This window comes from Streptomyces sp. NPDC051310 (genome assembly GCF_044455245.1).
GTDB lineage: Bacteria > Actinomycetota > Actinomycetes > Streptomycetales > Streptomycetaceae > Streptomyces.
In genome coordinates, this window is the sequence record NZ_JBITEO010000001.1 from 232,220 (window position 1) to 258,666 (window position 26,447).

Below are 26,447 nucleotides of genomic sequence, written 5' to 3' on the forward strand. Positions count from 1 at the left end.
AGAACCACCCATGCTCCGCCCCAAGATCCCCACCATGCCGACCCCGGTCGGCGTCACCGCGCCGCCCGCCATCGTCCAGTCGACCGCCGTGGAGCCCGCGCCACAGACCATGACCCCGGCCCCGGCTGCGGTCCCGGTCGTCCCGACCGCCCGGCCCACCGTCCAGCTCACCCCCGGCAGCGTCCTCGCCGTCGTCGGCGCCGGCACCGCCGTGGTCCTGGTCGTGGGCACGGTCCTGGTCTCGATGCTGCTCGCGACCGCCGTCACCGCCGCCTCGGTCGCCATCTGCGCGGTCGTCGTCCGCTCGCTGCTCACGTCCCCGAACAAGCGCCGCCGCTGACCGGCCCCCGGGCGGCCTCGATACCGCCAAGCATCCGCCGCCCGGGAGCCGTACCCCTCGCCGATCTCTCGACCGGAAGGAAGACCCATCATGGCCCAGCCCAACGCCGCGACCGCGGCGGGCCTGGACCCGGCCACCCTGCACGACGTCCTCCGGGTGGCCGCGAACCCCGGCTTCGACCGCTGGAAAGACCAGGTGCACCGCACCGGCGGCTGCTCCGACCCCGTCCACCTCACCGGCTGGTCCCTCGCCAAGGACCGGACCTCCGGCGAGACCCTCCGCCGGTACTCAACGGAGAACGAGCCCGGCGGACGACTCCGCGTCGCCTGCGGCAACCGCCGGGCCTCCCGCTGCCCCTCCTGCGCCCACACTTACGCCGGGGACACGTACCACCTGCTCCGCGCCGGCCTCGCCGGTGACGAGACCAAGGACATCCCCGCGACCGTCCGCGACCACCCCCGCGTGTTCGCGACGCTCACCGCCCCGTCCTTCGGACCCGTTCACAACCGACCCGACCGGGGTGCCTGCCGCTGCGGCGCCCGGCACCGGGACGACGACCCCGCCCTGGGCACGGCCCTCGACCCCGACGCGTACGACTACGCCGGCGCCGTCCTCTTCAACAACCACGCCGGACAGCTCTGGCAGCGCTTCACCAACCGTCTCCGCCGCGAGCTGGCCGCCCGCGCCGGGCTCACGCAGCGCGCCATGAAGGATGTCCTGCGGGTCTCGTACGGGAAGGTCGCCGAGTTCCAGAAGCGCGGCGCCATCCACTTCCACGCCGTCATCAGGCTCGACGGACCGGACGGGCCCGGCAGCGCCCCACCCTCCTGGGCCACCGTGCCGCTGCTGGACGACGCGATCCGGGCCGCCGCCGTGCACCCGTACACCACCATCACCGTCCCGGCTGCCGGGGACCAACCGCGTCGGCGGTTCCAGTGGGGACGACAGCTCGACGTCCGTCCGGTCAAGGCGTTCGGGGACGGCTCCGACATCACCGAACAGGCCGTGGCCGCGTACGTCGCCAAGTACGCCACCAAGGCCGCCGAGACCACCGGAAGCCTCGACCGCCGCATCGGCAACCGGGAGGTGCTCGACCTCCTCGACGTCCCCGACCACCCCCGCCGCCTCATCGAAGCCTGCCTGGACCTGGCCCCGCTCTACCCGGACCGCAAGCTCACCGCCTGGGCCCACATGCTCGGATTCCGCGGCCACTTCTCCACCAAGTCCCGCCACTACTCGACCACCCTCGGCGCCCTCCGCCAGATCCGCGCCGACTACCGCGCCGCCCAGGAAGGCCACGCCGACCCGGACACCGTGCTCGTCCTCGCCACCTGGCAGTACGCGGGCCACGGCCACTCCCCCGGCGAGGCCGCCCTCGCCGCCACCATCGCCCGGGACATCCACCTCAACCGCCAGACCGCACGGGAAGCACTCCGCCTGGAAGGAGCCGCCGCATGACCACCGCCACCGCCGAACTCCTCACCGTCCCGGAGGTCATGGAGCGGCTCAAGCTCGGCCGTTCGACCGTCTACGACCTCATCCGGTCCCGCCGCCTGGTCTCGATCACCGTCGGCCGGTCGCGCCGCGTCCCCATCGACGCCGTCCGGGACTTCATCGACAACCAGATCGAGGAGGCCGCCTGATGGCCAGCCAGCGCAAGCGCAACCCCAACGGGGCCGGCACGATCACCCAGCGGTCCGACGGCCGCTATCAGGCGGCCGTCTACGTCCTCCAGCCCGACGGCACCCGCGCCCGGAAGTTCGCCTACGGCAAGACCTGGGCCGAGTGCGACGCCAAGCGCCGCGCGCTCCTCGACAAGGTCGACAACGGCGTTCCCGTCCCGACCCGTTCGATGAAGCTCTCCGAGTGGCTGCCCTACTGGCTGGACAACATCGTCAAGCCGCGCCGCAAGAAGACCACCGCGGCCAAGTACGAGGTGCACGTCCGGCTCTACCTCGTCCCGATGCTCGGCTCCAAGCGGCTGGAATCCCTTGGCGTCGCAGACGTCCGGCGCTTCCTCGCCCAGTTGGAGAAGAAGACCAGCGCCGCCACCGCCAAGGAGTCGCACCGCGTGCTCCGCACCGCCCTCACCGCCGCCTGCCGTGAGGAGCTGGTGAGCCGGAACGTCGCGACGCTCGTCGAGCCGCCGACCGTCGCCGCCCGGGAGCTCTCCCCCTGGTCCCTGGACGAGACGCTCGACTTCCTCGCGGCCGCCCGGAAGGACCCGCTGTACGCCGCCTTCGTGCTCGCCATCGCCCTCGGCTTCCGCCGCGGGGAGGTCGTCGGCCTCCGCTGGGAGAACGTCGACCTCGACAAGCGGGAGATCCGGGTCAGGACGCAGCGGCAGCGGGTGGCCGGTGAGGTGTACGAGGACGATCCCAAGGGGCGCCGGCGCAAGCAGACGCTTCCCCTCCCCGCGATCTGCGTCGCTCCCCTGCGGTGGCAGCGTCTCAAGCAGGCCGCCGCCCGCGAGCGTGCCGGGGAGAAGTGGACGGAGACCGGGTACGTCTTCACCACGCGCACCGGCAAGCCCATCGAGCCGCGCAACCTCTACCGCTCGTTCACCCGCGTCGCGAAGAACGCCGGCCTCCGCGTCGTCCGGCTCCACGACGCCCGGCACGGTACGGCGACGCTCCTCACCGCCGCCGGCGTCCCGCCCCGCGTCGTGATGGAGATCCTCGGACACAGCCAGATCGCCGTGACGATGAACGTGTACACGCACGTCGTCCAGGACACGCAGCGGGAGGCCGTGGGGCACGTGGATCGGCTGCTCAGGAGTCGTCCCCGGTCGTGATCGACCGTCCCCGTTGATGTCAGAAATAGATGTCAAAGGCCCCGGACCATGATCGGTCCGGGGCCTTTGTGCTGGTGGGCGCGGACGGTTTCGAACCGCCGACATCTGCTTTGTAAGAGCAGCGCTCTACCCCTGAGCTACGCACCCGTGGAGTGAGGCAACAGCGTACATGGCCCACCGGTGGGTGCTGCAAACCAAGGGGACGGACCTCGCGGGTGGGGGGGGTGTCCCCACCATGGGACGGTGGGCCGCCGGATCGAGGGGTGAGGGGGTGGATACGTAGCGTGGAGGGACAGCAGCAGCGCTACCTGGGGGTTCATCGTGGCCGGAGTCCGTGTCCGTCGTCGTGTCCGTACGCTCGTCGCCGTCGGCGGGGCCGTGCTCGTCGCGGTCGGGGCCGGTGGGTGCGGCAGCACCGACGTGGCCGAGGCGCCGGTGGAGAAGAAGGTCTTCGCGTTCGAGGGGGAGACGCTGACCGTCGACTCGGACGACTCCGCGCTGGTGCTGGTCCCGGCCGACGTGGAGGACGTGGAGGTGACCCGGCAGGTCGACGGCTGGGTGGTGGTGGGCGAGGGACCGGAGCCCAGCTGGCGGCTGGAGGACGGGAAGCTCACGCTGCGGCTCGGCTGCACCGGGATGATCAGCAACTGCCAGGGGCGACACGAGGTGAAGGTGCCGCGCGGCGTCGCCGTCACCGTGGAGGACGACAACGGGAGCGTGACCGCCGACGGGTTCGGTACGGCGCTGAAGGTGCGCTCCGACAACGGCGAGGTGGTCGTGCGGAACGCGAGCGGGCCGCTGGAACTGCAGAGCAGCAACGGGGAGATCGTCGTCGAGCGGTCGGCGTCCCGCAGCGTCATAGCCCGGTCCGACGACGGAGAGGTGCGGCTGGGGTTCGCGGCCGCGCCGGACCGGGTGGACACGACCAGCGACGACGGGGAGATCAGCATCGAGCTGCCGGCCGGGAAGGCTTCGTACGCCGTCGAGACACACAGCGACAACGGCGAGATCGAGGTGGGCGTGCCCACCGACAAGAGCAGCGCTCACATCGTCAAGGCGCGCAGCGACAACGGGGAGATCACCATACGCAACGCGAACTAAAGGGGGCCTGTGTTCGTCCTTACCTGGTGGGAGAATGACCAGGCAGGGCGGACACGGCACGGGAGTGGATGTGACGGCGAGACACGCGCGGCGGTACGCGACGGATGTGCTCGCGCTGATGCTGCTGCCGGTGCCGCTCCTGATCGCCGCAGCCCCGGCCGCCTTCGCCGGCGGCGGTACGCGCCGCTGGTTCGGCGGCGGACGCGGCGAGAGCCGGCGGGCCGACGCGCAGGCCGCCAAGGACGCGGCGGCCGCGGCGTTCTACGAGCTGGACACCGCGCAGCGCGACCTGCGGATCTCGATCGAGACCATCACGGCGGTGGACGGGTCACCGGACGCGCGGCGTGCCGTGGACGGGTTCGCGGCGCTCGGGCGGCGCATCGACGAGGTGAGCCATGCGTACATCACGGCCGTCGACGCGCACGACCTGGACCGGGACGACCTGGAGTCGGCGGCGGCCGGGCGGGCGCTGGCCGAGCTGACGCGCGCCAAGGACGAGCTCGTACGGGTCAAGGGCGAGCTGGACCGGTTCGAGCGGGGCCTCGGGCCGCTGCTCGATGAGGCGGAGACGCAGCTGTCGCGGCTGGCCCCGGCGGTCGAGCGGGCGAGAGCGGCACTCCTTTCCGCGAGCAACGCTCTCGACACGGCGCGCGGCTCCGGTTTGCGAGCGGACGATCTCGCGGCGCGGCTCGCCGCCCTCGCCCCCGAGCTCACCAAGCTCAACCAGGGCGCCGGCCGGCACGGCGTCACGGAGACGCTGCAACGCGCCGACCAGGTGGTACGCGAAGCGGAGGCCATACGCATCGAGGCGGAGCGGCTGCCCGCGCGCGCCGCCGAGATGGCCAAGCGGCTGGTATCCCTCCGTACCCGCGCCCAGGCGCTCGCCAACCGTGCCGCGTCCGTCGAGCCGGTGCTCAGCGAGTTGCGTCGTCGCTTCACCGCGGCCTGCTGGCAGGACCTCCAGCACGTGCCCGAGGAGGCCGCCCAGCATGTCCGCCAGGCCGAGGAGAGGCTGGCCGAAGCGGGCAAGGCCCATGACGAGCAGCGGTGGGCCGACGCGACCGTCCTGCTCACCACCGTACGAGCGCTGCTGAACGGCACCGACGAGGCCGTCTCCGCGGCGGGGGACCGGTTGCGGCGCCTGGAGGCCGTCGCCGCGGACCCGCAGCAGGAGATTCAGCGCACCCGGTTCGCCATCCGTGACGCGCAGCGCCTCGCGATGGCCGGCCGCAACACCCCGGACCCGCGCCATGCCCGCCCGCTCGACGACTCCGTTGCCCGGCTGGAGCGTGCCATCGGCGGCTTGGAGGGCCGCCACCCGGACTACTGGCACTTCCTGCAGGAGACCGAGGCCGTGCGCCGGACGGTGGCGCGGGTGGTGGAGCTCATCCGTGAGGAGCGCGGCGGGGGCGCAGGCCACAAGGGCTGAGTCGCTGTCCCGGCCCTGTGCCGCCGCACGCGTCGTTAATCTGGGGCCATGCCTCGTTACGAATACCGCTGCCGCACCTGCGGCGACACCTTTGAGCTGAACCGTCCCATGGCCGAGTCGTCCGCGCCCGCCGCCTGCCCCGCCGGGCACGACGACACCGTGAAGCTGCTGTCGACGGTCGCCGTCGGCGGTACGGCGTCGCGCGGAGCCGCGCCGGCACCCGCGCCGGGCGGAGGCGGTGGCGGCGGCTGCTGCGGCGGGGGATGCTGCGGCTGACCTGCCGTACGCACCCCGGCGGTGACGGCGGCCGGGGCGCGGTGCGGCAAACCTTCCGGCCGCATGCTTGGCCACCCTGCACGCCGACCGCCCGCGCCACCGGAAACCTCGCCGACCCGGACCCGGCGGCTGGGGGCATAACGGCTCAGGACCCGCACCGCGAGGCCCTGCGGCTGGGACTTGGCCGGCCGCGGGCCCGGCGGCGCGGCTTGGCCGGCCAACCGGGGCCCACGCACCGCGCGGCCCTAGTCGCCGAGGTAGCGCAGCACCGCGAGCACGCGGCGGCTGTAGCCTGCCGTGCCGCTGAGCTCCAGCTTGTCGAAGATCGCGTTGATGTGCTTCTCGACCGCGCTCTGCGACACGTACAGCCGCGTCGCGATCGCCGCGTTCGTGTGGCCCTGGGCCATCTCGGCCAGGACCTCGCGTTCGCGGGCGGTCAGGCGGGACAGCGGATCCGTGTGACTGCTGCGTGCCAGGAGGCGGCGGACGACCTCCGGATCGAAGGCGGCCTGCCCCGCCCCGACCCGCTCCAGCGCGTCGAGGAACTCGTCGACCTGCGCCACCCGGTCCTTGAGCAGGTAGCCGACACCCTCCGACTCCCCGGTGAGCAGTTCCGTCGCGTACCGCCGCTCCACGTACTGCGACAGCACCAGCACGCCCGTCCCGGGCCACCGCTTCCGGATCTCCAGGGCGGCGCGCAGCCCCTCGTCGGTGTGCGTCGGCGGCATGCGCACGTCGGCGACGACGACGTCCGGCGGGGTCGCCGCGACGGCGGCCAGCAGTTCCTCGGCGTCGCCGACCGCCGCGAGCACCTCGTGCCCCTCCTCCGCGAGGAGCCGTACCAGCCCTTCCCGCAGCAGCGTCGAGTCCTCGGCCAGGATCACTCGCACGGCAGCACCGCCGCGTGGGGAGCCGGGCTGGAGGCGGGGTGGGGCGTGGGGTGAGGGGCTGGGTGGGACGCGGAGGAGGCGGGGAGGACCGCCGTCACGGTCGTCGGCCCGCCGGCCGGGCTGTCCACCGTGAACCGCCCGTCCAGCGCCGCCACCCGGGTCGCGAGCCCGGCGAGCCCGCCGCCGGACGGGTCCGCGCCGCCGCCGCCGTCGTCCATGACCGTCACCGTCACTGTCTCGTCCTTCCCCTCACAGCCGAGTCGTACGTCGGGACGTACCTCGAGTCGTATGTCGATACGGGTCGCGCCGGCGTGCTTGACCACATTGGTCACCGCCTCCGACACGACGAAGTAGGCCGCCGTCGCCACCTGTTTCGGCACTTCGCGTTCGGCCTCGTAGGAGAGGCCCACCGGCAGCGGACAGCGTTCCGCGACCGATTCCAGGGCCGCCCGCAGCCCGGCCTCGTCCAGGACCGTCGGGTACACCCGCCACGCCACCTCGCGCAGTTCGGCGAGCGCCCTCCGGCTCTCCTCGTGCGCCTGGAGCAGCAGGTCGGCGGCGCGCTCGGGGTCGCGGCTGCGACGGGCGCGGCCCAGCAGCATGCCGAGGGCGACGAGACGCTGCTGGACGCCGTCGTGCAGGTCCCGTTCGATGCGGCGGCGTTCGTCGTGGACGGCGTCCATGACCTCGGCGCGGCTGGCCGCCAGATGAGCGATGCGCCGCTCCAGCTCGTCCTGGTGGCTGGGCCCGAGGAGCCGGCGGGCGAGCCGTTCCTCCAGCGCGGCGACCGCGTGCACGCCCTGGACGGAGAGGAAGAGCAGGAGGAGGCCCGCGAGGCTGGTCAGGGCGACCGCCCACAGGTGCTCGATGTCGGTGACGGCCCAGCCGTAGAGGATGAAGGTGCTGTACCCGGCGCCGGTGACGACGCAGCCGAGGACCACCCCGCCCAGCAGGCCCAGCGGCCAGCGGGCCGCCACGTACTGCACGGCGCGCGCCTCGTCGTACGCGCCGGACAGGCGCAGGCGGTGGAAGCGGCCGAGCCGGCGCCGCTCCACGGCGGCGAGGCGTACGGCCCGGGCCCGCAGCGGGCGCGGCGCGCCGCCCGTCAGGGCGAGCGATAACGCCAGGAACAGCTCGGCGACCGCGGTCAGGGCCCCGAGCGCGAGGCCGAGCGCCTGCCGGGACCACCGCACGACGACTTCTCTCATGATCCGACCACGCTAGCCAACCGCGGCGCCCCGCACACTGGGGAAAACCGCAGGCCGGCTGTGCGGCCGCCTTCAGGGTCTCTTCAGCCCCGGATCCCTAGCGTGGACGGCATGGAACGCTGGATCAACAGCCTCATGGACACGCTGGGTGCGCCCGGCGCCGGGATCGCCATCGCCCTGGAGAACCTCTTCCCACCGATCCCCAGCGAGGTGATCCTGCCGATGGCAGGCTTCGCCTCCGCGACCGGCCGGATCGGCCTGCTCGCCGCCCTGCTGTGGACCACGGCCGGGTCGGTGGTCGGGGCGCTCGCGCTGTACGGGGTGGGGGCGGCGCTCGGCCGGGACCGTACCGTCGCGATCGCCGCGAAGCTCCCGCTGGTGAAGGTCGCCGACATCGAACGGACGGAAGCGTGGTTCGCCCGGCACGGCACGAAGGCGGTGTTCTTCGGGCGGATGCTGCCGATCTTCCGGTCCCTGATCTCCGTGCCGGCCGGGATCGAGCGGATGCCGCTGCCCGTCTTCCTCGCGCTGACGACCGCCGGCAGCGCGATATGGAACACCGCCTTCGTGCTGGCCGGCTATGCCCTGGGGGACAACTGGGCGGAGGTCACCCGCTATGTGTCCCTGTACTCGAAGGCGGTGCTGGTGGTGGCCGTGGGTGCGGTCGTGGTCTTCGCGGCGGTACGGCTGTTCAGGCCGGGTAAGGGGGTTCGGCGGAGCAGCTGAGGAAGCGCCGCAGGATCTCCTCGCCCGCGACCACGCCCCGCTCGTCGAGTACGTCGACGTGCGGGGCGCTCCAGCCCGTGTCGGCCAGTTCGCCGTGGCCGGGCCGCCAGGCGCGGTCGGCGTCGAGCAGCAGGTCGGTGTCGAGGAGGGAGTCACCGGCGGCGAGGACGCGGGTGGCGCCGCTGCGGCGGGCGACTTCCCGCATGGCGGCGCTCTTGGTGAGGGGCTTGGGTACGGCGTAGACCTTGCGGCCCTGGAGGGAGACGGTCCAGCCACGGGCGTCGGCCCACTCGGCGAGCTCCTTCAGCCAGCCCTCCGGGAGCAGGGCCCGCTCGACGACGAGGTAGGCGAACAGGTCCTCGGCGACGCGTTCCTTGAGCAGCCAGGCGGGATCGGCGGCGGCCAGCAGGTGGCGGCGCACCTCCTCCAGGGTGGCGCACTCGTCGGCGAGGCGGGCGGCGACCGTGCGCTGCCAGCCGGGGTCGCTCTCGCCGTCGACCAGCAGATGGCCGCCGTTGGCGCAGATGGCGAACTCGGGCGGCGGTCCCGGGAGCCGGATGCGGTGGTACTGCTCGCGGGTGCGGGTGGTGGTGGGGACGAAGTCGGCGTGGCGGGGCAGCTCGGTGAGGAGCGCGGCCGCGGTCTCCGTCAGGTACGACAGCGGTTTGTGCTGGTAGACCTCGACGCACAGCAGGCGCGGGGCCTCGGCGTCGGGCATGGTCAGGCCGAGGGCGGCCGGCGAGTAGATGAGCGTGCGGTCGAGGTCGCTGGCGACGAGGGTGGTCATCCCTGTGTCACCGCCTTGCCGTCGGCGCCGGTGGCCCCGCGCGTGTACCGGGGGTGGATCAGGCCGACGCAGGTGTAGGGCAGGCCGTCGACCTCTTCGACCGGTACGCCGCGCTGCCGGGCGAGGAGGCGTACGTGGTCCAGGTCGGCGCCCGCGCCGCGCTGGGCGAGGATCTTCCACGGGACGCGGCGCAGCAGGACGCGGGTGGTCTCGCCGACGCCCGGTTTGACGAGGTTGACGTCGTGGATGCCGTACTCCTCGCTGATGCGCTCGACGGCGGCCCAGCCGGCCCAGGTGGGGGTGCGGTCGGTGGCGAGGAGTTCCTTGACGTCGGCGTCGACGGCGTCGGCGACGTCGTCGAAGCGGGCGGCGACGGTGTCGAGGAAGTCGCGCGACACATCGGCGTGGGCGAGTTCCCGGTAGTACTTGGCGCCGTGGAAGTCGTCGGGGCCGACGAGGTCGGCGCGCAGGACGGTGCGGGATATCAGGCCGGAGACGGTGGAGTTGAGGCAGGCGGAGGGGATGAGGAAGTCCTCGCGGGTGCCGTACGTGCGCACGCAGGAGCCGGGGTCGGCGAGCACGGCGATCTCCGGGTGGAAGCCCTCGAAGTCCTTCAGTGCCTCGGCCAGTTCGCGGGTGATGGCGCCCTTGCCGGTCCAGCCGTCGACGAAGACCACGTCGGCGGGGTTGTGGTGGGCGGCGAGCCAGCGCAGGGCGTTGGTGTCGATGCCGCGGCCGCGCACGATGGACACGGCGTAGTGGGGCAGGTCGAGGCCGTGGCGGTGGTGCGCCCAGCGGCGCATGAGGATCCCGACGGGCGTACCGGCGCGGGCGAGCGAGACCAGCACCGGGCGGGGGGAGCGCTCGGCGAGGACCGTCTCGGTGACGGCGCCGACGGCGCGGGCGATGCGGGCGGCCGAGGCGGTCAGCGCCGCGTGGTAGAGCTCCTGGTACCGGGCGGTGGGCTGGTACTCGACGGGCAGCGATTCGGCGTAGTGCGCGCCGCCGCTCTGGATCGCCTCCTCGCGCTCCTCGGTGGGCGCCTCCAGCTCGACGTCGGACAGGTCCTGGAGGAGCCAGCCGACGTCCTCCGGGGCGTACGAGGAGAAAGCTGGGCCACGGAGCGGCTCGGGCAGCATGGGGACCCTTCCGGGTTCGGGGACGTACGACGGTACGACGGCGAGGACGACGTGCGGTATGTGCGCGGCGAGCCGGGCGAGCAGACCGTCGGGGGCGTGCAGGGCGGGTGTGTCGGCGACGGAGTCGACGACGACGGCGACCGCGTCGAATCCGGCGCCCGCGACGTTGTAGGCGTACCGGTCGCCGGGCCCGTCCGCGGGGTCGTCGTGGGCGGGGAAGACGAGCCGGGTGCGTATGGCGTAGCCGGGGTCGTCGACGGCGAGGACGGGCGAGCGGGTGGTCGTGGAGTACCGCACGTCGGCGCCGCCGCGCGCCTCCAGGGCGACGCCGAGCGCGAGCGGCGCGTACATCAGCTCCTCGAACCCGAGGACGAGCACCCGCGGCGGCACGCCGCCCGGGCCGGCGCCGTGCGGATCGCCGCCTCGGTCGCCGCCCCGGTCGGCGTCCGAGTACCGAGCGGGACCGTCGGTGCCGGGCGGGCACGGCAGGCCCAGTGCCTCGGCGAGGCGTTCGGCCATCCCGGGGAGCGCCGCGTCGAGGCGGGCGCGGTGCTCGGGGGTGAAGCCGTGGCGGCCCCCGTCCGGGACCCCGGCGGGCCAGCCGAGGTCCACGCGCCGCACGACCGGGGCGTGGTCGAACGCAGCGGCCGCGGCACCGCCCGGTTCCGCAGCCGTGACGGCCCCGGAACCCGCGGTTGCGGCCGCCGGGGCACGCCCCGAGGGCGAGACGCAGGCAGGGGCGGAGGGGGTGACGGAGTCGGTGGCGGACGACTCGTGCCGGGCGACCAGCGCCTGGCCCTTCTCCAGGACTCCCTCCGGCAGGCGGACCGTCCCCGAGGCGAGGGCGACGAGGTCCACGCGGGCGCCGATCTCCGCGGCGAAGGCGGTCAGCCGGTCGCGGTCGGCCGGCGCGCGCATGTCGACGAGCGCCACGATGACGTACCGGTCGCGCGGGTAGCGCGCGTGGAGGGCGCGCACGGTGTTGAGCACGGTGTTGCCGGTGGAGAACTCGTCGTCGACGAGCACCAGCGGCCCGGGGCCGGCGAGCAGCTCCGGGTCCTCGGGAAGCAGCAGGTGGGAGGTGGCGTGGGAGTGGGACTCCTCGAAGCCGCCCGCGGGGGCGACGCCCGCGACCGGCCGGCGCGTGGAGTGCAGGTACGGCGCGACACCGAGCCCGTCGGCGACCGAGTGTCCGAGGCCGGTCGCGGTCTCGGCGTACCCGAGGACGACAGCGCGCCGGGCCTCGGCGGGGCCGAGCAGCTCACGGACGCGTACGCCCAGGTCGTACCCGGCGCGCCACACCACGCGTGGGCTCTGCGGGACGTGCTTGCCGAGCACGTTGGAGACCAGCAGGTGCGCCCGCTTGGGGTTGCGGCGCAGGGCCAGGCCCAGCAGCTCGCGCAGCGGCGCGTCACCGGTGAGTTCGACGCCCAGCCGCTCCGCGACCCACGTGCCCGACCAGACCATCACGTCGTCGTCTTCCTTCCGGGGCCCCGTCACAGGCCCATCCCGGCGGTGAGCAGCTCCACGAAGCCGACGTCCTCCTTCGCGACGCCGAAGACCTCGGCGCGCTGGAGGGTCCGCTCGGCCCACGCGCGGTGCGGCTTCACCTCGTTCATTTTGTTCGTGTACGCGGAGCGCAGCACTCCGCCGCCGCCGCGCTCCGGCCGGAGGATGTCCTGGGCGTCGCTGTACTCCTCGTGGCTGACGACGGACAGGGCGTGCACCGGCATCACGTGCGAGGGGTGGATGCAGGTCTTGCCCATGAGCCCGTTGGCGCGGTCCAGCTCGATCTCGCGCAGCAGGCCGTCCAGGTCGTGCTCGATCAGCGCCGTGCGCAGTTCGTCGGCGCGCTGCTCCATGAAGGGGCTGCGGCGCAGCTGCGGCTTGAACATGCGCTCGCCGAGCCGGAAGTACTCCCAGACCGGGCCGGTGATGGTGAACCCGGTGCCGTCGGAGCGGCCCAGCACGTTCACCACGTCGCCGATCACGCCGGCGACGATCTGCACGTCGTACGCGGTCATGTCGGGCGAGCGGCGCAGTCCGTAGGCGGAGCAGAAGTCGGTGACGCCGAGCCGCAGGGCGAGGACCCGGTCGCGGTACTTGTCGACGATGCGGCCGATGCCGGTCAGGGTCTCCGCGCGGGTCTCCACGTGGAGCAGCTCGGGCGATTCGAGGACGGGCATGGCGAACAGCCGAAGTCCGGTGCCGGCCTCGGTGTCCGTGAGCGCTTCCAGGAAGGCCGCGCCGCGCTCCTCGGTGAACTTCGGCAGTACGAATCCGGACAGCAGCCGCCCGGCTGCGCCGAGGCGCCGTACCAGGTCGTGGATCTGGGCGGGCTCGCGGACCCGGACGAAGAGCAGGGGCGTGTCGGCGCCGCGCTCGTGGAGGTCGGTGAGCTGCCGGACGAGATTCTCCTCAGCCCCTTCCACCTCCGCGTCATCAATGGAATCCTCCAGGCACAGCACCATCGATACGACCCCGCGCCCCACCTGCTTCAGTACGTCGTCGGCGAGGTGCGGCCGCGTGGCGGGGCTGTAGAGCGTGGCCCCGAGGGCGGCGGCCAGGACCCGCGCCGGGGAGTCCGCGGTGAACTCGCAGGGCTCCCGGTGGAAGAGTCCGGCCCGGGCGGCGGGCGGGATGTGCCCGAAATGACGCATATGACTCCCCCGAACTGCCCCTAGGGCCCTGACGACATGTGGCCGGTAATAGTACGTAGAGACAGGTGTCGCGGGTTCCCCGCCGTCATGAACTTCAGGTAACTCGTCTGCTTATCGCCCCCACGCGCCTCCGCACACCCCGCCCCCGCGTTGTCCGGTCCGCGGGCCGCCAGGCAGGATGGCGGGCATGACGCACGCCATGCTGAAGGGCTCGAACGTCCCGCTCGACGCCGCGGCCGTTCGGGCCGTCCTGTGCTGGACCCCCGGCCCCGGGGTCCCCGACGTGGACGCCTCGGCCCTGCTGCTCGGGACCGACGGCCGGGTGCGTTCGGACGAGGACTTCGTCTTCTACAACCAGCCGCGCCATCCGTCCGGCCTGGTCAGGCGGCTGCCGAAGAAGCGCGTGGCGGAGGGGCTGACCGATACGGTCGAGGCGGACCTGTCGGCGCTGGACGCGTCGGTGGACCAGGTGGTTCTCGCCGCCTCCTCGGACGGGGACACCTTCGACTGCGTCAGGGACCTGCGGATCCTGCTGTACGACGCCGGCGCGGGCTCCGGCGCGGAGCCGCTGGCCGTCTTCGAGGTGAAGGCGGAGACCGGCGAGGAGACCGCGATCATCTGCGGTGAGCTGTACCGGCGGGGCGATGGCTGGAAGTTCCGTGCGGTGGGTCAGGGCTACCCGACGGGACTCATCGGGCTGGCGACGGCGTTCGGCATCTCCGTGGACGAGGAGGAGGCGTCGGCCACCGACGGGCCCGCGCAGCCGGCGGCGGGCGACGACCAGGAGACCCAGGCGGTACCGGCACTGCCCCCGGTGCCCAGCATTCCGCCGGCGCCCCCGGTTCCCCCTGCTCCCCCGGCGCCCGGACCGGCGTACGGGTACCCCCAGCCGGCCGCGGCCCCGGCCGGCGGGCCCGCCTACGGCTACCCCCAGCCGGGCTCGGCGCCCGCCGCCCAGCCCGCGTACGGCTATCCGCAGCCGGCCGCCGCCGCGGCGCCCGCACCGGACCCGAACTTCCGGCTGCCGCCGATGGGCCCGCAGTTCGTACGGCACTGACGGGCGCGCGCGGAGCGGGCGCCGGGCCGGCGGAACTCAGGTCTTGCCGGCCTTGAAGCCGCGCCCCCACTGCATGCCCCACCCGTAGAGCCGGTCCAGCTCGGCCTGGAAGCCGTACACGAACCGCACCTCGCGCCGTACCAGCAGCTCGCCCTTGACGTTCTCCAGCAGGAACACGGCGCAGGAACGGGCCTGCGGCGCCCGTTCGTCGAGCTCTATCTCGATGCGCGGGCCGTTGCTCGGGTAGAGCGTCATCGTGGCGTGCGTACGGTCGAAGGCGGGCGTCTGGTCGTAGATGTAGACGAAGAACAGCAGCCGTTTGATCTCGTCGCGGTGGTCGAGGTTGACGAAGATCGTCTCGCCGGACGGCGCGCCGAACCGGTCGTCGCCGCTGAGCTTCACGAACGGTGCCGAGTTGAGGTCCCCGAAGAAGCCGCCGAGCGGCTGCACCACGCCCTTGCTGCCGTCGGCCATCTCCCAGAGGCACCCGATGTCGAGGTCCACGGTGGCCACGCCCTGGGTGTGCGCCTGGACCACTTCCGGCTTGAAGAGCTTGGACGGGTGGCGCAGCAGCCGGCCGCTCTGCTTGGAGCGGCCTTCGATGTCGGAGGTCCGCATGCGCCAGGAGAGGTTGACCCGCAGGTTGCCGGTGGCGGCGCCCTGTTTGGTGAGGGACACCGACGGGCGCCGCTTGGTCAGGTCGATGGAGTTCGTGGCGGCGCTGCCCGAGTCGAACTGCGCCGCGTTGTTCCGCCACAGGTTGTCCCAGAAAGCCATGCCCCACCCCTAGTGCCTGGTCGTCTCGTGCATACGCGACGGGGCGGCCGGGAGGTCCCGGCCGCCCCGCTCAGAGCGTTCCTCATTGCCCGGGTCGTCACACCCGGGCGGATGTCATATCCGCGCCGGTGTCACACGCCCGACGACACCTCTGTCTTCCGGTCGTCCGGGCCCGCTCCCCCCTCGGCCGCCAGGGCCTTGTTGCGGCGGACGGAGGACCAGAAGGAGGCGGCGATCAGGACCACGCCGACGAGACCGGTGATGATCTCGTTGATCTCGTGCTGGATGGTGATGAGCAGGATCACGGCGAGGGCGCCGATCGCGTAGTGGGCGCCGTGCTCCAGGTACACGTAGTCGTCCAGGGTGCCCTGGCGGACCAGGTAGACCGTGAGCGACCGGACGTACATGGCGCCGATGCCGAGGCCGAGCGCCATCCAGAAGATCTGGTTGGTGATGGCGAAGGCGCCGATCACGCCGTCGAAGGAGAACGACGCGTCCAGGACCTCCAGGTACAGGAAGAGGAAGAAGGCGGCCTTGCCCGCGAGGCCGACGGCCGAGACCTCCTTGCCCTCCTTCTTGGCCTTCTCCTCCTCCTCGTGCTCGCGCTCCTCCTCTTCCTCCAGCTTGTCCTCGAAGTAGCCCGAGAGACCGCCGACCACGAGGTACGTGATGAGGCCGGCGACGCCGGAGAGCAGTACGGTCGCCGACTTGTCGACGTGCCCGGTACTGGTGTGTGCCTGTGTGGCGAAGGTGATCGCGGTGAGCAGCAGGACGATCAGCGCGATGCAGACCGACAGCATGTCGACCTTGCCGAGCTTGGCGAGCGGGCGCTCCAGCCAGCCGAGCCACTTGATGTCGCGGTCCTCGAAGATGAAGTCGAGGAAGATCATCAGCAGGAACATGCCGCCGAAGGCCGCGATAGCGGCGTGCGCGTCGGTGACGAGGTCCTTGTACTGGCCGGGCTCGTCCACGGCCAGCTGGACGGCCTCGATCGGTCCGACCTTGGCGCTGATGGCGACGATGACGACGGGGAAGACCAGCCGCATACCGAAGACCGCGATCAGGATGCCGATCGTCAGGAAGATCTTCTGCCAGAAGGCGTTCATCTTCTTGAGGATCCCGGCGTTGACGACCGCGTTGTCGAAGGACAGCGAGATCTCCAGGATCGACAGGATCAGTACGACCCCGAACGCCTCCCAGCCCCACTGCCAGGCGGCGAATGCGAGGCCGAGCGCCGTGACGGCGAACGACCAGCCGAAGGTTTTCAGAACCACTGGCTACCCAATCGTGTTAAGTACGGGTACGGGTCTCCCCCGCGCCGTGTGCGCCGGGTTTTGAACCAACCCGGAGCAGTGCTTTAGGAAACATTGACCCCGAAGTCTAGAGCGATGCCCCGGAGGCCGGACGCATACCCCTGTCCCACCGCACGGAACTTCCATTCGGCGCCGTAGCGGTAGAGCTCACCGAAGATCATCGCGGTCTCGGTGGAGGCGTCCTCGCTGAGGTCGTAGCGCGCGAGCTCCTGGCCGTCGGCCTGATTGACGACCCGGATGAAGGCGTTGCTCACCTGGCCGAAGGTCTGGCCGCGGTTGTCGGCCTCGTGGATCGAGACCGGGAAGATGATCTTGTCGCAGTGCGCGGGCACCCTGGAGAGGTCCACGATCAGGGACTCGTCGTCGCCGTCACCCTCACCCGTGAGGTTGTCGCCGGTGTGCTCGACCGAGCCGTCGGGACTGGTGAGGTTGTTGTAGAAGATGAACCATTCGTCGCCCAGCACCCGGCCGCTCTGGCAGAGCAGCGCGCTGGCGTCGAGGTCGAAGGGCGCTCCGGTGGTGGAGCGCGCGTCCCATCCGAGTCCGACCAGCACCTGGGTGAGGTTGGGTGCGGCCTTGGAGAGGGAGACGTTGCCTCCCTTGGCGAGCGTGACGCCCATGACGGTGATCCTCCCCTGAGGTGTACTGCTGAATGAGGCACGTCCGGCGCCGCACGCGCGGGCGTGCGGCGCCGGACGGCGCTGGCGGCCGTGCGCGGCATACGCCGCGGCGGCCGGTCGTACTCGGTGCTCAGACGTTGACGCCGAAGTCCTGCGCGATGCCGCGCAGGCCGGAGGCGTAACCCTGGCCGACGGCCCGGAACTTCCACTCCGCGCCGTGGCGGTACAGCTCGCCGAAGACCATGGCGGTCTCGGTCGAGGCGTCCTCGCTGAGGTCGTAGCGGGCGATCTCGGTGCCGCCGGCCTGGTTCACCACGCGGATGAACGCGTTGCGGACCTGGCCGAAGGACTGCTGGCGGTTCTCGGCGTCGTAGATGGACACCGGGAAGACGATCTTGGAGACGTCGGCAGGCACGCCGGCGAGGTTCACCTTGATCTGCTCGTCGTCGCCCTCGCCCTCACCGGTGAGGTTGTCGCCGGTGTGCTCGACCGAGCCGTCGGCGCTCTTGAGGTTGTTGAAGAACACGAAGTCCTGGTCGTTGCGGACCTTGCCGTCCTCGCCGGTCAGGATGGCGCTGGCGTCGAGGTCGAAGTCCGTTCCGGTGGTGGTGCGGACGTCCCAGCCCAGACCGACGGTGACGGCCGTCAGGCCCGGGGCCTCCTTGGTCAGCGAGACGTTGCCGCCCTTGCTGAGGCTGACTCCCACGAGTCCCTCCATTGGTTTCCAGGGGCAGCGCCCCCGTCGTGCGTTGGCATCGGATCAACGACTGGATCCTAGTGACCGGTTCCCGTCGTGAGCAGGCTCTTGGCCGGAAGAATCAGAGGGTGTCGAGCGCCTCGACGTAGTCGTTCAGGTCACGGGCGTCCGGCAGCCCGTTGACGACGGTCCAGCGGACCACGCCTTCCTTGTCGATGATGAAGGTGCCGCGCACCGCGCAGCCCTTCTCCTCGTCGAAGACGCCGTACGCGCGCGAGGTCGCGCCGTGCGGCCAGAAGTCCGACAGGAGCGGGTACTCCAGCCCCTCCTGCTCGGCGAAGACGCGCAGCGTGTGGATGGAGTCGTTGGAGACCGCCAGCAGCTGGGTGTCGTCGTTCACGAACTTCGGCAGTTCGTCGCGGAGCGCGCACAGCTCGCCCGTGCACACACCGGTGAAGGCGAAGGGGTAGAAGAGCAGCACCACGTTCTTCTCGCCGCGGAAGTCCGAGAGCCGCACGGTGCGTCCGTGGTTGTCCTTCAGCTCGAAGTCCGGGGCCTTGGTGCCGACGGTGATCGCCTCGATCGCCTCGATGGTCATGAAACGCGTCATCCCTTCCAGTGCCAGTGCCTGGGGCCGTGGGCCGGTGGGCCGCGGGGCCGCGCCGGGGTCTTCCGGCGGTATCCCACCCTACGCACAGGGCCCCCGGCCGACGGTGTCGGCCGGGGGCCCTGTGGCGCTGTCGTGGGGCCGGCGGCTCAGCGCTTGCCGGACTTGACCGCCTTCGGGGTGGCCAGGCGACTGCCGGTCCAGTCCTTGCCCGCGTTGATGCTCCGGGTCTGGGTGAGACCGGCCGTCTGGACGGCCTCGTTGATGTCGCTGGGCTCGATGTAACCGTCACGGCCGGTCTTGGGCGTCATGAGCCAGATCTGGCCGCCCTCGTCGATCAGGCCGATGGCGTCAACCAGCGCGTCCGTGAGGTCACCGTCCTCGTCCCGGAACCACAGCAGCACGACGTCGGCGACGTCGTCGTACTCCTCGTCGACGAGATCCTGGCCGATGATGGCCTCGATGCCTTCACGGAGCTCCTGCTCGACGTCGTCGTCGTAGCCGATCTCCTGGACCACCTGTCCGGGCTCGAACCCCAGCTTCGCTGCCGGGTTGGTCCGCTCCTCCGCGTGGTCCGCGGTCGCGCTCACGGCTTGCCTCCTGATCTTTTTTGGAAAATGCTGCGGCCGCGCGCGTACGCGAGGCGTTGGCCGTAGTCCACACGTGCTGGGCGGATCGCGCAAGTACCCGGCGGTCGAGACCGCCGAAACGGTGACTTTTGGGGCCGTCCCGCCCCAACTCCTGGCACCGCTTCCGCCCGCGCCCATGATGCGACCGCGACTCTTGACCCACTTTAGGGGCTTCTGCGACTTCCCGGCGCCCGGGGGCGGCCGGCCACCGGCCGGAGGGCCGGGCCGAACCGGGCGTAAGGTGGCGATCCGGCCGCGACTCGGCCGCGGGTACGGGCCCGCCGCCGCACGGCCGGGCGGGCACCCGCGGGACCCGGGACCGCACCTGTGGTGGAGCCGGGATCGTAGCGGGATCCGGGGGCCACTGGGGTTACCTTTCGGTAGAGATGACGTTTCCGTCCGCGGGGTGGACGATGGTGGCGGCGCGACCGTACTGCCCCTGACCTACCCGTTGGCACCACCGAACAGAAGGAACAGCGTGGCTTCCGGATCCGATCGCAACCCGATCATCATTGGCGGCCTTCCCAGCCAGGTCCCGGATTTCGATCCCGAAGAGACCCAGGAATGGCTCGACTCCCTCGACGCCGCCGTCGACGAGCGCGGCCGGGAGCGGGCCCGCTACCTGATGCTCCGCCTCATCGAGCGGGCCCGTGAGAAGCGCGTGGCCGTGCCCGAGATGCGCAGCACGGACTACGTGAACACGATCGCCACCAAGGACGAGCCGTTCTTCCCGGGCAACGAGGAGATCGAGCGCAAGATCCTCAACGCGACCCGCTGGAACGCCGCGGTCATGGTCTCCCGCGCCCAGCGTCCGGGCATCGGCGTCGGCGGGCACATCGCCACCTTCGCCTCCTCGGCGTCCCTCTACGACGTCGGCTTCAACCACTTCTTCCGCGGCAAGGACGAGGGCGACGGCGGCGACCAGATCTTCTTCCAGGGGCACGCCTCCCCCGGTATCTACGCCCGTGCGTTCCTGCTGGACCGGCTGAACCAGGGGCAGCTCGACGCCTTCCGCCAGGAGAAGTCGAAGTACCCCGCCGGCCTGTCGTCGTATCCGCACCCCCGGCTCATGCCGGACTTCTGGGAGTTCCCGACGGTCTCCATGGGCCTCGGCCCGATCGGCGCGATCTACCAGGCGCGGATGAACCGCTATCTGCACGCCCGCGGGATCGCCGACACCTCCAAGTCGCACGTGTGGGCGTTCCTGGGCGACGGCGAGATGGACGAGCCGGAGTCGCTCGGCCAGCTGTCGATCGCCGCGCGGGAGGGCCTGGACAACCTGACCTTCGTCGTCAACTGCAACCTGCAGCGCCTCGACGGCCCGGTGCGCGGCAACGGCAAGATCATGCAGGAGCTGGAGTCGCAGTTCCGCGGCGCCGGCTGGAACGTGATCAAGCTGATCTGGGACCGCTCCTGGGACCCGCTGCTCGCCCAGGACCGCGACGGGGTGCTGGTCAACAAGCTGAACACGACGCCGGACGGACAGTTCCAGACCTACGCGACGGAGACCGGCGCGTACATCCGCCAGCACTTCTTCGGCGACGACCACCGGCTGCGGGCGATGGTCGAGAACATGACCGATCACCAGATCCTGATGCTGGGGCGCGGCGGCCACGACCACCGGAAGATCTACGCGGCGTACAAGGCGGCCGTCGAGCACCAGGGCCAGCCGACCGTGATCCTGGCGCAGACGGTGAAGGGCTGGACGCTGGGCCCCAACTTCGAGGGCCGCAACGCCACGCACCAGATGAAGAAGCTGACGGTCGACGACCTGAAGCGCTTCCGGGACCGGCTGCACCTGCCGATCGCCGACAAGGACCTGGAGGACGGCCTGCCGCCGTACTACCACCCCGGCCGGGACTCGGAGGAGATCCAGTACATGCACGACCGCCGCAAGGCGCTGGGCGGGTACGTCCCGACCCGGGTCGTGCGGTCGAAGCCGCTGGCGCTGCCCGACGACAACGCCTACGCGGCGGTCAAGAAGGGGTCGGGGCAGCAGTCGATCGCCACCACCATGGCGTTCGTGCGGCTGCTGAAGGACCTGATGCGGGACAAGGAGATCGGCAAGCGGTTCGTGCTGATCGCACCCGACGAGTACCGCACCTTCGGTATGGACTCGTTCTTCCCGAGCGCCAAGATCTACAACCCGCTGGGCCAGCAGTACGAGGCGGTCGACCGCGAGCTGCTGCTCGCGTACAAGGAGTCGCCGACCGGCCAGATGCTGCACGACGGCATCTCCGAGGCCGGCTGCACGGCGTCGCTGATCGCGGCGGGCTCGTCGTACGCGACGCACGGCGAGCCGCTGATCCCCGTGTACGTCTTCTACTCGATGTTCGGCTTCCAGCGCACCGGTGATCAGTTCTGGCAAATGGCCGACCAGCTGGCGCGCGGTTTCGTCCTGGGCGCGACCGCCGGGCGTACGACCCTGACCGGTGAGGGTCTGCAGCACGCCGACGGCCACTCGCAGCTGCTCGCGTCGACCAATCCGGCGTGCGTCTCCTACGACCCGGCCTTCGGCTACGAGATCGCGCACATCGTCAAGGACGGTCTGCGCCGGATGTACGGGCCGGACGCGGAGGACGTCTTCTACTACCTGACCGTCTACAACGAGCCCATCCAGCACCCGGCCGAGCCGGCGGACGTGGACGTGGACGGCATCCTCAAGGGCCTGTACCGCTTCCAGCGCGGCGAGCGGGGTGCGATCCCCGCCCAGATCATGGCGTCGGGTGTCGCCGTGCCGTGGGCGGTGGAGGCCCAGCGGATCCTCGCCGAGGAGTGGAACGTGCGCGCCGACGTGTGGTCGGCGACCTCGTGGAACGAGCTGCGCCGCGAGGCCGTCGCGGTGGACGAGCACAACCTGCTGCACCCGGAGGAGGAGCAGCGCGTCCCGTACGTGACGCAGAAGCTGTCCGGCGCGGAGGGCCCGGTCGTGGCCGTCTCCGACTGGATGCGATCGGTCCCGGACCAGATCGCGCGCTGGGTGCCGGGCACGTACACCTCGCTGGGCGCGGACGGCTTCGGCTTCGCGGACACCCGCGGCGCGGCGCGGCGGTACTTCCACATCGACGCCCAGTCGATCGTGCTCGCGGTGCTGACCGAGCTCGCGCGCGACGGCAAGGTGGACCGCTCCGTCCTGAAGCAGGCCATCGACCGGTACCAGCTGCTGGACGTGTCGGCTGCGGACCCGGGCGCCGCGGGCGGCGACGCGTAGGGACGACGACGTCCCGGTGCGGGGGGAGGTGCGGGGGGAGCGCGTCCCTCCGCACCTCCCCTCTTCCGCGAGGCGGGGCAGTACGCCCGCGGGACCTAGCATGCGGGCATGAACGAACGCTGGGAGGCGCGCACCCGGGTGCCGCTGCTGGGGCTTGCCGTCCTGTTCGGCGTGGCCTATGCCGTACCGATCGTGGCGCCGGACGCCGCGCCGGGGGTCCACCGCGCCTGTCTGGCGGTGGAGTGGGTGGTGTGGGGCGCCTTCACCGTGGACTACGTCGTACGACTGGTGCTCGCGCCGGGGCGGTGGGAGTTCGTGCGCCGGCACCCGCTGGACCTGGCGGCGGTGGTGCTGCCGCTCATCCAGCCGCTGCGGCTTCTGCGGGTCGTCTCCACCCTGCTGCTGATGGGGCGGCGGGCCCGGATGGCGCCGCAGATCACGCTGACCACGTACGTGGCCGGGTCGGTGGTGGGCCTGTTGATGTTCGGCTCGCTGGCCGTGCTGCACGTGGAGCGGAACGCGCCGGACGGGAACATCAAGACGCTGGGTGACGCCGTGTGGTGGTCCTTCACCACGATGACGACCGTCGGCTACGGCGACCACGCACCGACGACCGGCCTCGGGCGGGTGCTGGCCGTCGGCCTGATGCTGTCCGGCATCGCGCTGCTGGGTGTCGTCACCGCGAACATCGCGGCGTGGTTCATCTCCCGCTTCGAGCGGGACGATGCCGAGGAGCGCCGCCAGACGGCGCTCCTCGAGGCCCTCACGCAGGAGGTCAAGGACCTGCGGGCGGAGGTGGCCCGGCTGTCGGAGGGCGTCCCGCGTCAGCGTTCCGCAGCGACGCCCTCCGATCGGCCCTGAGTTCCCGCGTCGCGCGTTCCGGCCCGGTCCGCGACCACGTCCGGACGCGTGACCGAGGGTTCCCCGCGCTGCGGTGCTGGTACCCCGGTTCACGACTCCCAGACCTTGAAGGCGCGTACGCGGTAAGGGGATTCGGGCACCCAGGTCCCTCCGCCGGGGTAGGTCTCGAACTCGCCGGTCTCCGCGCACTCGGCCGACTGGTACGTGGTGACGGGGCGTCCGGTGCGGTTGGCGAGTGCGGTGGCGGCGGTGCCGGCGGGCAGCGCGACGCAGCTCTCGACGTCGACGCCGGCCAGTTCGTACGCCTGCCGCGCGCCGCGGAAGTCCTTCTTCGGCCACAGGCACAACTGCCCGGTGTCGCAGGGCCCGAGCCGCTGCTGCCCGGCGGCGGAGACGCGAGCGGCGGTCGGAGCGGCGGTCGTCCGAGCGCTGGTTGTCGGAGTGGCGGTCGTCCGAGCGCTGGTTGTCGGAGCGCCCGCGGCCGGGGCGCCGGCAGCGAGGGTGGTTGCCGCAAGGGCGGCGGCGGTGAGGAGGACGGTGTACGTACGCATGAGGAACCCCGTGACGTGGTGTGGTGATCACTGACCACCATCGTGACGGAGAGTGACGATCAGGGGAAAGGGCTCGCTCCTCGATCCACCCGAACGGGTGACGCCGGGGGCAGGTCAACGGCCCGGCAGCACCACCGCGGCAGGAAAGCCCGCCGGGACAACGGCCCGGTGGGACAACGACCCGGCAGGGACAACGGCCCAGGACAACGGCTCAGGACAACGGCCCGGCGGGGACAACGGCCGGGCCCCGGCGACCAGTGCGGCTGCCGGGGCCCGGTGAACGGTACGGACGTGCGGGCGTCAGATGTGGACGCCGCCCCCGCCCGCCTCCGCGTTCGCGCCGCGCTTGGTCAGGGTGGCCACCAGGGCCGCCACGACCGCGACGACACCCGCGACCAGGAAGGCGAGGTGCATCCCCGACAGGAACGTGTCGTGGATGACGTCGGTGATCCGCGCGAGGATGTCGGGCGTCATCCCCGGGGCCTTCGCCAGCTCGGCGGGAGCCACACCGGACTCCGCGGCGGCCTGGAGCCGCGGGTCGGGCGGCGTCGGGATGCCGGACTCGCGCCAGTTGGCAGCGAAGTCGGAGCTCACCTTGCTCGACATGACGGCGCCGAGCACCGCCGTACCGAGCGCACCGCCGACCTGCATGGCGGCCTGCTGCAGCCCGCCGGCGACACCGGAGAGCTCCAGCGGGGCGTTGCCGACGATGACTTCGGTCGCCCCGACCATCACCGGCGCCAGGCCGAGGCCCAGGACGGCGAACCAGACCGACATGGCCAGGGTGCTGGTGTCCTTGACCAGGGTGGTCATGCCGAACATGGCGACGGCCGTGAAGACCATGCCGCCCACGAGCGGGATCCGCGGGCCGAACTTGGTGATCAGCGCACCGGCGATCGGGGAGGACACGATCATCATGGCCGTGAGCGGCAGCAGGTGCAGACCGCTGTCCACCGGGCTCATGCCGTGCACGCCCTGAAGGAAGAAGGAGACGGGGAAGAGGCCGCCGAGGAAGGCGAAGGCCATGAGGACCATGAGGACCGTGCCGGCGGAGAGCGGGACGGACCGGAACAGGCCCAGCGGGATGAGCGGTTCGGCGGTCTTCGTCTCCCAGAAGGCGAAGACCGCGAAGAGCACCACGGCGCCGACCAGCCAGGCCCACGTCTGGAAACTGTCCCAGCCCCACGACTCACCGGCCTTGATGATGGCCCAGATGAGGGCGAACATCGCGCCGGACAGCAGCACGATGCCGACCACGTCGAAGGAGCGCGGCGCGTTCTCGGCCCGGTGGTCCAGGAGGATGATCAGGCCCAGCGCGAGCGCGACCACACCCACCGGCACGTTGATGAAGAACACGGACTGCCAGCTCACGTGCTCGACGAGCAGGCCGCCGACGATCGGGCCGCCCGCGGTCGAGGCGCCGATGACCATGCCCCAGATGCCGATCGCCATGTTGAGCTTCTCGGCCGGGAAGGTGGCCCGCAGCAGGCCGAGCGCCGCCGGCATCAGCAGGGCGCCGAACACACCCTGGAGCACCCGGAAGGTGATCACCAGGGCGATGGAGTCGGACAGGCCGATGGCGGCGGACGCGACCGCGAAGCCGGCGATGCCGATGAGGAAGGTCTGCCGGTGGCCGAAGCGGTCGCCCAGCTTGCCCGCGGTGATCAGCGAGACCGCCAGGGCGAGCAGGTAGCCGTTGGTGATCCACTGGACCTGCGCCCACGACGCACCGAGGTCCGCCTTGATGGCAGGGTTGGCGATGGCGACGATCGTGCCGTCGAGCGCGACCATCATCACGCCCACGGCCACGGCGAAGAGCGTCAGCCAGGGGTGACCGCGCAACCCCGTGGCCGGCGCCGGCACGGGCTCCCCGCCCGGCGGCGTCTTTTCGATGGTGGTCTGACTAGTCATACCGCGAGGCTAGTGTCAGCCACTGACAATTGACAAAGCGATTCACACGCCGGTAACTGTCACGTAGCTCACAGGTACGCTGACGTGGTGAAAGAGACAGAAGGAAGGCCAGGACGTGACGGTTGAGCAGCCGCCCGCCGTGGGTCTGCGCGAACGCAAGAAGCAGCGCACCCGCGACGCCCTGCTGCGCGCCGCCCTGGAGCTCTTCACCACGCAGGGGTACGAGCGCACCACCGTCGACGAGATCGCGGCCACGGTCGACGTGTCGCAGCGCACCTTCTTCCGCTACTTCGCGAGCAAGGAGGACGTCGCCTTCGCCGTCCAGCACATGGTGGAGCGGCACTTCGTGGCCGCGCTGCGCGACCGCCCCGCCCACGAGGGCCCGCTCGACGCGATGCGCAACGCCGTGCTGCTGTCGTGGGACACCATCGGCGAGGCGATCGCCGAGGTCGTACCGGTGGAGCTGTACCTGCGCACGTTCCAGGTCATCGAGTCGACGCCCGCCCTGCTCGCCGTCCACCTGCGCCGCTCCATCGAGATGGAGGAGAACGTCGCCCGGCTCATCGCCGCCCGCGAGGGCCTCGACCCGGACACCGACCCGCGGCCCCGCGTCGCCGTCGCCGCGTTCTGCGGGGTGATGCGGGTCGCCGGCCAGCAGTGGGGCCGTGGCACGGACACGTCCGTGGAGGCGATCCGGGCGCTCACCGAGACGTATCTCGACCACCTCGGCCCGACCCTCGCGGGGGACTGGCGCCGCCACTGACGCCTCCGTGCCTACGCCCCGGCCGCCCCTCGACGACGGGAAGCGGCGGTCCGAGGCGGCGGCGAGAGCCGAAAGCGGGAGCCGGCGGCGGGTCGCGCCG

General features: G+C 71.6%; 25 protein-coding genes and 1 tRNA gene. 12 read left to right on the forward strand and 14 right to left on the reverse strand.

Annotated elements, in window-relative coordinates; all coding sequences use genetic code 11:
- The first annotated feature begins 10 nt into the window (after nt 1–10).
- The 4 genes from ACIA79_RS01080 to ACIA79_RS01095 all read left to right on the forward strand — a co-directional run bounded on the left by ACIA79_RS01080 (nt 11) and on the right by ACIA79_RS01095 (nt 3,134).
- Nucleotides 11–340 (forward strand): SpdD-like protein, encoded by a 330-nt coding sequence (locus ACIA79_RS01080; protein WP_399425801.1) that lies wholly within the window; start codon nt 11–13, stop codon nt 338–340.
- Nucleotides 341–430: 90 nt separating this feature from the next.
- A complete protein-coding gene (gene repSA / locus ACIA79_RS01085; protein WP_399425803.1) occupies nt 431–1,798 on the forward strand; it encodes a replication initiator protein RepSA in 1,368 nt (455 codons plus the stop codon).
- Complete coding sequence (locus ACIA79_RS01090; protein ID WP_367204086.1) at nt 1,795–1,983, forward strand: helix-turn-helix domain-containing protein; 189 nt, start codon at nt 1,795–1,797, stop codon at nt 1,981–1,983. Before repSA ends, ACIA79_RS01090 begins: the two co-directional genes overlap by 4 nt.
- The gene (locus ACIA79_RS01095) at nt 1,983–3,134 is read left to right on the forward strand and encodes a tyrosine-type recombinase/integrase (RefSeq protein ID WP_399425805.1); all 1,152 of its coding nucleotides are present in this window, start codon (nt 1,983–1,985) and stop codon (nt 3,132–3,134) included. The genes ACIA79_RS01090 and ACIA79_RS01095 overlap by 1 nt, the downstream gene beginning before the upstream one ends.
- A gap of 72 nt (nt 3,135–3,206) precedes the next feature.
- Here ACIA79_RS01095 and ACIA79_RS01100 read toward each other — a convergent pair.
- Nucleotides 3,207–3,281, reverse strand: a tRNA-Val gene (locus ACIA79_RS01100).
- A gap of 171 nt (nt 3,282–3,452) precedes the next feature.
- Here ACIA79_RS01100 and ACIA79_RS01105 point away from each other — a divergent pair.
- From ACIA79_RS01105 to ACIA79_RS01115, 3 genes are all read left to right on the forward strand, one after another.
- On the forward strand, nt 3,453–4,235 hold the full coding sequence (locus ACIA79_RS01105) for a DUF4097 family beta strand repeat-containing protein (RefSeq protein WP_399426261.1): 783 nt from the start codon (nt 3,453–3,455) through the stop codon (nt 4,233–4,235).
- Between the two features lie 118 nt (nt 4,236–4,353).
- Nucleotides 4,354–5,664 carry a hypothetical protein gene (locus ACIA79_RS01110; protein WP_399426263.1) on the forward strand — a complete coding sequence of 437 codons (1,311 nt, stop codon included), beginning with the start codon at nt 4,354–4,356 and terminating at the stop codon, nt 5,662–5,664.
- 48 nt (nt 5,665–5,712) lie between these two features.
- Nucleotides 5,713–5,940 (forward strand): zinc ribbon domain-containing protein, encoded by a 228-nt coding sequence (locus tag ACIA79_RS01115; RefSeq protein ID WP_391811258.1) that lies wholly within the window; start codon nt 5,713–5,715, stop codon nt 5,938–5,940.
- Nucleotides 5,941–6,185: 245 nt separating this feature from the next.
- Here ACIA79_RS01115 and ACIA79_RS01120 read toward each other — a convergent pair whose 3' ends face one another.
- Both ACIA79_RS01120 and ACIA79_RS01125 read right to left on the reverse strand, forming a co-directional pair.
- Complete coding sequence (locus tag ACIA79_RS01120; RefSeq protein WP_399425807.1) at nt 6,186–6,830, reverse strand: response regulator; 645 nt, start codon at nt 6,828–6,830, stop codon at nt 6,186–6,188.
- The gene (locus tag ACIA79_RS01125; protein ID WP_399425809.1) at nt 6,821–8,038 is read right to left on the reverse strand and encodes a sensor histidine kinase; all 1,218 of its coding nucleotides are present in this window, start codon (nt 8,036–8,038) and stop codon (nt 6,821–6,823) included. Before ACIA79_RS01125 ends, ACIA79_RS01120 begins: the two co-directional genes overlap by 10 nt.
- A 111-nt stretch (nt 8,039–8,149) precedes the next feature.
- Here ACIA79_RS01125 and ACIA79_RS01130 point away from each other — a divergent pair, with 111 nt between their 5' ends.
- A complete protein-coding gene (locus ACIA79_RS01130) occupies nt 8,150–8,764 on the forward strand; it encodes a DedA family protein (RefSeq protein WP_399425810.1) in 615 nt (204 codons plus the stop codon).
- On the opposite strand, the gene ACIA79_RS01135 is transcribed toward ACIA79_RS01130, so the two are convergent.
- Genes ACIA79_RS01135 through ACIA79_RS01145 form a run of 3 tightly spaced genes read right to left on the reverse strand, consistent with a single transcriptional unit; the run spans nt 8,730 to nt 13,350 of the window.
- The gene (locus ACIA79_RS01135) at nt 8,730–9,551 is read right to left on the reverse strand and encodes an HAD family hydrolase (RefSeq protein WP_399425812.1); all 822 of its coding nucleotides are present in this window, start codon (nt 9,549–9,551) and stop codon (nt 8,730–8,732) included. The genes ACIA79_RS01130 and ACIA79_RS01135 overlap by 35 nt on opposite strands.
- Nucleotides 9,548–12,157: a phosphoribosyltransferase gene (locus tag ACIA79_RS01140; protein ID WP_399426265.1), complete on the reverse strand. Its 2,610-nt coding sequence runs from the start codon at nt 12,155–12,157 to the stop codon at nt 9,548–9,550. The genes ACIA79_RS01135 and ACIA79_RS01140 overlap by 4 nt, the downstream gene beginning before the upstream one ends.
- 29 nt (nt 12,158–12,186) lie before the next feature.
- Nucleotides 12,187–13,350, reverse strand: a complete 1,164-nt coding sequence (locus ACIA79_RS01145) for an HpcH/HpaI aldolase/citrate lyase family protein (RefSeq protein WP_399425813.1) — start codon at nt 13,348–13,350, stop codon at nt 12,187–12,189.
- Between the two features lie 187 nt (nt 13,351–13,537).
- Here ACIA79_RS01145 and ACIA79_RS01150 point away from each other — a divergent pair, with 187 nt between their 5' ends.
- Nucleotides 13,538–14,407, forward strand: a complete 870-nt coding sequence (locus ACIA79_RS01150) for a TerD family protein (RefSeq protein ID WP_399425815.1) — start codon at nt 13,538–13,540, stop codon at nt 14,405–14,407.
- 36 nt (nt 14,408–14,443) lie between these two features.
- Here the strand turns inward: ACIA79_RS01150 and ACIA79_RS01155 are convergent, their stop codons facing one another.
- The 6 genes from ACIA79_RS01155 to ACIA79_RS01180 all read right to left on the reverse strand — a co-directional run bounded on the left by ACIA79_RS01155 (nt 14,444) and on the right by ACIA79_RS01180 (nt 19,011).
- The gene (locus ACIA79_RS01155; protein ID WP_399425817.1) at nt 14,444–15,184 is read right to left on the reverse strand and encodes a Tellurium resistance; all 741 of its coding nucleotides are present in this window, start codon (nt 15,182–15,184) and stop codon (nt 14,444–14,446) included.
- 131 nt (nt 15,185–15,315) lie between these two features.
- Nucleotides 15,316–16,458: a DUF475 domain-containing protein gene (locus tag ACIA79_RS01160; protein ID WP_399425818.1), complete on the reverse strand. Its 1,143-nt coding sequence runs from the start codon at nt 16,456–16,458 to the stop codon at nt 15,316–15,318.
- An 83-nt stretch (nt 16,459–16,541) separates the two neighbouring features.
- The gene (locus tag ACIA79_RS01165; protein WP_399425820.1) at nt 16,542–17,117 is read right to left on the reverse strand and encodes a TerD family protein; all 576 of its coding nucleotides are present in this window, start codon (nt 17,115–17,117) and stop codon (nt 16,542–16,544) included.
- Between the two features lie 130 nt (nt 17,118–17,247).
- A complete protein-coding gene (locus ACIA79_RS01170) occupies nt 17,248–17,823 on the reverse strand; it encodes a TerD family protein (protein ID WP_399425822.1) in 576 nt (191 codons plus the stop codon).
- 112 nt (nt 17,824–17,935) lie between these two features.
- The gene (locus ACIA79_RS01175) at nt 17,936–18,412 is read right to left on the reverse strand and encodes a peroxiredoxin (protein ID WP_399425824.1); all 477 of its coding nucleotides are present in this window, start codon (nt 18,410–18,412) and stop codon (nt 17,936–17,938) included.
- Nucleotides 18,413–18,570: 158 nt separating this feature from the next.
- Entirely contained in the window at nt 18,571–19,011 is a 441-nt protein-coding gene (locus ACIA79_RS01180; RefSeq protein ID WP_031069951.1) for a DUF3052 domain-containing protein, read from the reverse strand.
- 517 nt (nt 19,012–19,528) lie between these two features.
- Between ACIA79_RS01180 and aceE the strand changes: the two genes are divergently transcribed.
- Both aceE and ACIA79_RS01190 read left to right on the forward strand, forming a co-directional pair.
- Nucleotides 19,529–22,261, forward strand: a complete 2,733-nt coding sequence (gene aceE, locus ACIA79_RS01185; protein WP_399425826.1) for a pyruvate dehydrogenase (acetyl-transferring), homodimeric type — start codon at nt 19,529–19,531, stop codon at nt 22,259–22,261.
- Between the two features lie 108 nt (nt 22,262–22,369).
- A complete protein-coding gene (locus ACIA79_RS01190) occupies nt 22,370–23,122 on the forward strand; it encodes a potassium channel family protein (protein WP_399425827.1) in 753 nt (250 codons plus the stop codon).
- 89 nt (nt 23,123–23,211) lie between these two features.
- Here the strand turns inward: ACIA79_RS01190 and ACIA79_RS01195 are convergent, their stop codons facing one another.
- Nucleotides 23,212–23,673 carry a peptidase inhibitor family I36 protein gene (locus ACIA79_RS01195; protein ID WP_399425828.1) on the reverse strand — a complete coding sequence of 154 codons (462 nt, stop codon included), beginning with the start codon at nt 23,671–23,673 and terminating at the stop codon, nt 23,212–23,214.
- A gap of 300 nt (nt 23,674–23,973) precedes the next feature.
- Nucleotides 23,974–25,584 carry an MFS transporter gene (locus ACIA79_RS01200; RefSeq protein ID WP_399425829.1) on the reverse strand — a complete coding sequence of 537 codons (1,611 nt, stop codon included), beginning with the start codon at nt 25,582–25,584 and terminating at the stop codon, nt 23,974–23,976.
- Between the two features lie 115 nt (nt 25,585–25,699).
- On the opposite strand from ACIA79_RS01200, the gene ACIA79_RS01205 reads away from it, so the two are divergent.
- Complete coding sequence (locus ACIA79_RS01205) at nt 25,700–26,347, forward strand: TetR/AcrR family transcriptional regulator (protein ID WP_399425831.1); 648 nt, start codon at nt 25,700–25,702, stop codon at nt 26,345–26,347.
- Nucleotides 26,348–26,447 lie beyond the last annotated feature (100 nt).